Origin of the sequence: Roseomonas rosulenta (assembly GCF_016106005.1) — a bacterium.
GTDB lineage: Bacteria > Pseudomonadota > Alphaproteobacteria > Acetobacterales > Acetobacteraceae > Neoroseomonas > Neoroseomonas rosulenta.
In genome coordinates this window covers 1-4,305 of record NZ_JACADR010000332.1, presented here as the reverse complement: position 1 = coordinate 4,305, position 4,305 = coordinate 1, and the positions used below count along the sequence as shown (strand labels likewise).

At 66.5% G+C, this 4,305-nt stretch carries 6 protein-coding genes; 1 reads left to right on the top strand and 5 read right to left on the bottom strand.

Features of this window, described 5'->3' with window-relative positions; genetic code table 11:
* Positions 1-98: 98 nt before the first annotated feature.
* Complete coding sequence (locus HW578_RS23500) at positions 99-485, bottom strand: type I restriction enzyme HsdR N-terminal domain-containing protein (protein ID WP_198373135.1); 387 nt, start codon at positions 483-485, stop codon at positions 99-101.
* Positions 486-927: 442 nt separating this feature from the next.
* A complete protein-coding gene (locus tag HW578_RS23495) occupies positions 928-1,494 on the bottom strand; it encodes a recombinase family protein (RefSeq protein ID WP_198373136.1) in 567 nt (188 codons plus the stop codon).
* Between the two features lie 221 nt (positions 1,495-1,715).
* Between HW578_RS23495 and HW578_RS23490 the strand changes: the two genes are divergently transcribed.
* Positions 1,716-2,093, top strand: coding sequence for a hypothetical protein (locus HW578_RS23490; protein ID WP_198373134.1), 378 nt, complete (start codon positions 1,716-1,718; stop codon positions 2,091-2,093).
* A 212-nt stretch (positions 2,094-2,305) separates the two neighbouring features.
* Here the strand turns inward: HW578_RS23490 and HW578_RS23485 are convergent, their stop codons facing one another.
* The 3 genes from HW578_RS23485 to HW578_RS23475 form a co-directional block, all read right to left on the bottom strand.
* A complete protein-coding gene (locus HW578_RS23485) occupies positions 2,306-2,932 on the bottom strand; it encodes a hypothetical protein (protein ID WP_232479232.1) in 627 nt (208 codons plus the stop codon).
* A gap of 101 nt (positions 2,933-3,033) precedes the next feature.
* The gene (locus HW578_RS23480) at positions 3,034-3,846 is read right to left on the bottom strand and encodes a virion core protein, T7 gp14 family (protein ID WP_198373132.1); all 813 of its coding nucleotides are present in this window, start codon (positions 3,844-3,846) and stop codon (positions 3,034-3,036) included.
* 5 nt (positions 3,847-3,851) lie between these two features.
* Positions 3,852-4,178, bottom strand: coding sequence for a hypothetical protein (locus HW578_RS23475; protein WP_198373131.1), 327 nt, complete (start codon positions 4,176-4,178; stop codon positions 3,852-3,854).
* Positions 4,179-4,305: the final 127 nt, after the last annotated feature.

Here is a 4,305-nt window from a genome sequence, read left to right as displayed (position 1 = left end):
ACAACTCCCGCAGCCGTTCCTCCACGTCGAAGAACCCCGGCTGCCGAACCATCGCCATCCCCCGCGCCAATCCGCGTCAGTGAATCAGCCGAACGGCTTCAGGGCGAGGGGTTTCTGGAGGCGTCCAACTCAGTGTTATAGGCCTCGGCTGCCTTCAATTCCCAGGCAGCGTAAGGGCGGCCATCTTCATCGAGAATAATGACGTCCATCTCATCTGCATTTGAGCCGGACGACCCATGCGCGATGTGCCGCTCATGAACAAGTCTATCTACGGGATAACCAAGGCGCTTTACGAGGGTCACGCACGTAAGGGCATGCACCCATTCTTCCGGCGTAAGCGGCTTGGAGTGGCTTTCGTCAGACCTAATTTTCGGCGAATAGTGCACTAGGTTTTGTGCACGCTCGATCCGAACGACCTCAGCATCAGGGTCGAGTTCTTGAATTGCTGTTTGGTACCAGTTTATTTGAGCGTCGTTCAGTGGCACTACTTCAGTTCCTCCATATCCTGCGACCAATCGCTCTGCTTCTGCCCGATGCGAATCACGCCCGAAGGCGCTTCTTGTGCACGATTAATGATCGAGCGCCTCGGGGCAAGGATGCCAAGTGACGCAGCGGGCTGGACCCGACTTGCTTACACGTCGCGTCGCTTGCCTATATGAGCGGGACGCGCGTTTGCGCCCTTTCGGCACCCTCAAGGGTTACTCGCGGTAGCGGTCGGCGGACCGGGGGGCGCTCCGGTATGGTCCCGCTATGGGGGCCCTCGGGGTCGGTAGATAGGCACCGCGAGGGGTGTTTGGTGAAGCCAGGAGACTAGCCTCCTAGGTTCCGGAAAGGTCCCGGACCCCAATGCATCCCATGCCCCTGACGTAGGATTTTCACCCTAGATCAATAAGCGTAGGATGCGCGGTTAGGTGCGCAGCAGGGATCTCATGCCGCCACATCGCCACCGAGGATGCGATAAACGCTGGCCCGGCCGATGCCGAGCTTCCGGGCAATGTCCGCCGGGCGGACCCCCGCGGCCTTGAGCTTCAACACCTCGGCTGCCTGCCGCCGTGCGGTTGGCACCCGCCCTTGATACTTCCCCTCAGCCTTGGCCTTGGCGATGCCCTCCCGCTGGCGTTCCAGCATCAGGGCCCGCTCAAACTCCGCTACGGCCCCCAGCATGGTCAGCATCAGGCGCCCGGTCGGGGTCCGGGTGTCCACCTCGGCGCCGCCCATCGACAGCACCCGGAGGGCCACGCCCTTGGCCTCCAGGCGGGCGATGATGGCGAGGAGGTCGGCCACCGAACGGGCCAGCCGGTCGGGCTTGGTGACGGCGAGCGTGTCGCCCTCCCGGACATACTCAAGGGCCGCCTCAAGTTGCGCCCGCTTGGCGACCGAGGAGACCCGCTCCGCGAACACCTTGCCGCACCCGGCGGCCCGGAGGTCCCGGTCCTGCGCATCTAGCCCGGCTTCCTGTTCCACGGTGGAGGTCCGGGCATAGCCCACGGTCATCGCCATCTGTCGTCGGTCCCCGTCCCGGCGAGATTGTCTCACACGGGTCTCTAACGACGATGGCGGGAGCCGTCTCAATGATCAATACCATTCGTGTGGGACACACTCAGGCCGATCCGAGACGCCTCATTAGGGCAGGCCCGTGCGGGACACTCCAATGGAAATCCCGCCCCGAAGCCGCTATGCCGCTTGCGGGGGCTTACGATCAGGGGGTGTTGGCAATGGCCGTTATCTTGTTCCAATGCGGGTCCGGTGTGATGTGGCGTTCGGATGGGGCTGGCGGCTTTGACGGGTACGGACCGGGCGCCGCCGGTCAGATGTGGCGTTCGGACGGCAACGGCGGCTTCAACGGGTACGGGCCGGGTATTGCCGGTCAGATGTGGCGTTCGGACGGCAACGGCGGCTTCAATGGGTATGGCAACGGCATTGCTGGTCAGATGTGGCGTTCGGACGGAAACGGCGGCTTCAATGGGTATGGCAATGGGATTGCAGGTCGGATGTGGCGCTCGGATGGAAGCGGCGGCTTCAACGGGTACGGCCCGGGCATAGCCGGGCGCGCGTGGCGCTCCGCTGGTAGCGGCGGGTTCAACGGGTCATAGCGCCACGCTCCCGGGCAGCCGACCACCCCCACGGGGGGAAACCCGCGCGGCCCGGTGGGCGGTGGACCGCTCAGGCCCGTGACCCAAAACATCCGGGCCCGACGGGGACAGGCGAAACCCAGGAAAACCCTGGGTTTGCCCTTGGTCAAAACCCCGTTCTGTTATCTAGAGATGTTCATTTTGAACACCTGAACGGTAACCCTCTGATTTCCCTAGAACTCCTCCGGAAGGGGCGGCTTCCAGGCGCCTCCCTCCCGTAGCTCCCTCAGGGCCTCCTCTGCTGCCCCGATGATGGCCCCTCGCCTATCCGGATCGCGGACCCCACGGGCCGCCGTGACGGCTTGCCGGATGAGGTCCCGGGCGGCTTGTGCAAAGTGGTCCTCAGGGTCCTCTCGCGGTGGCGGTCCCTCCAGGGGCCCCGCCTCCCCGCCGTATTCCTTGGCGATCTTCGGAAAGTCCTTCTGCATCCAGTTGCGGACGGTGGTGTGGGCGACCGGCCCGAGGGCCTTGGCGATCGCACGATAGGACAACAGCCGGGGCCTCCCGCCGGGCCTGTCGGTGGCCCGGTAACGCCCAGCCTTCACGAACGCCCGGAAGGCGTCCGGTAGCTCGCGGGTCTTGAGCGGCAAGCCGTGGGCAAGGTTCGCCTCGGCCGCCAGCCACCGGGCTTCTTCCGCCGATGCCTCCGTGATGGTGGCCTCGACATGGGTTGCCCCGATGGCCTGATGGGCGGCGAGGCGATGCCAGCCATCCACCAGCACCAGCACACCGCCGACCAGGGCAGCCCGGATCGGGGGGAAGTTGCGCCCGGCGGCCAGGGCCTTCGCGTAGCGGTCCACCGTCGCGGGCTCCATCCGGTGCCTGATTTGGAACCGGCTATCCCGATGAAGGTCCGCGATGGCGACCCGCACGGGCGCGGAGGGTGCCGCTGCGGGCCCCGTCACGGGCTCCCGCCTCCTCCGATGGCGAACTGCCGACCGACCCAGCCGGTCACTTGGCTGACGGTCTGTTGCATGTTCTGCCCGCTCGCCTGGTTGTAGGCGCTCACGCCGCTGACGAAGGCGTTGCCGATGCCCATGGCGAGGTTCGCCACCGAGGGGCCCGCCACGGGCGCCTGCGGTTGCGTGAGGCTGACCGGCGACGGTGCCCGGATGGGGGACTGCGGGGAGAACGTCCGAATGTTCCCCGCGATCTGCGAAAGCTGCTGGTCGTGCTGCGCGTCGATGGCCCGGCCCTCGCGGGCAAGCTGCCGGGCGCCCGCTGCGCGGTTCACCTCGACCATGGTGAGGGCCTCGCCCTCCTGCCGCCGCACGTCGCCCAAGACGGCATCGACGCTGTTGCCCTCCACGCCCCTGTCACGGGCAGCGTATTGGCCCCGAGCGGCTTGCCCTTGCGAGCGCAGCGCGGTGCCCTGGAAGGTGGCGGCGATGTTCTCCTCGATGCCCCGCACGGCCAGCGTGAAGGCGTCGCTGTCGCGGTTGCGCTCGACGGCAGCCATGGCCGTGGTCGCCCACAGCGATTGCTTGTCGAACTCGGCGCGGGAGTAGGCCAGCACCTCGTTGGCGTAGTCCAAGTCCTGCTGCCACACGTCGAGTTGGTATTCCTGCACGTCGCGTCGATAGTCCGCGTTCGCAGCGTTGGTCGCCGCGCTGTATGCGTTGGCCTTCTTCGCCTGCTGCTGCTGCCCAGCGTAGCCCGCGTAGGCCGACGCTGCGGTGACCGCGAGGGTCGCCGCGCCGATGATGAACGCCATGGGGATCAGCCCTCCCCGGCTTCGGCGGTGGGAGCCGAAGGCGACCCTCGGGGCGGATGGGCGTTGGTGCTGGCGGTGTCCTTGCCGGTCACCCTGAGGTTGTCCCGGCAGAGGTTGAACCGGTCCCCGTCGCGATAGCCCACGCGCCCGCCCTTGGCTTCCTCGCCAAGGATCAGCGGAGCCACCGAGACGGTGTTGCCTCGCGCCATCCCGGAGGCGGGCGGCGGGGCGCAGCGAACGTATTCACGGCCCTTGCCGTTGCCCGCAACGAACAGCGCGGGGAGACCATCGGGATACATGGCGATGAAGCGGTCCCGGTCCTCGCGGTCCATTGTAGCCGCCGGAGTGAAACTGACCCAGTCGCCGGTTGAAAGCTGACCCAGGCTTAGGGTGCCTCGTCGTTGTGGCGGGGGCCTGGATGGTTGGGGGAGAGCTGGCGTTGGAGATCCGGGTATTGGC

Excerpts from the sequence above, each read along its gene's own strand:
- HW578_RS23495 (WP_198373136.1), bottom strand. The coding sequence starts at position 1,494 with ATGACCGTGGGCTATGCCCGGACCTCCACCGTGGAACAGGAAGCCGGG.
- HW578_RS23490 (WP_198373134.1), top strand. The coding sequence starts at position 1,716 with ATGGCCGTTATCTTGTTCCAATGCGGGTCCGGTGTGATGTGGCGTTCG.
- HW578_RS23480 (WP_198373132.1), bottom strand. The coding sequence starts at position 3,846 with ATGGCGTTCATCATCGGCGCGGCGACCCTCGCGGTCACCGCAGCGTCG.
- HW578_RS23475 (WP_198373131.1), bottom strand. The coding sequence starts at position 4,178 with ATGGACCGCGAGGACCGGGACCGCTTCATCGCCATGTATCCCGATGGT.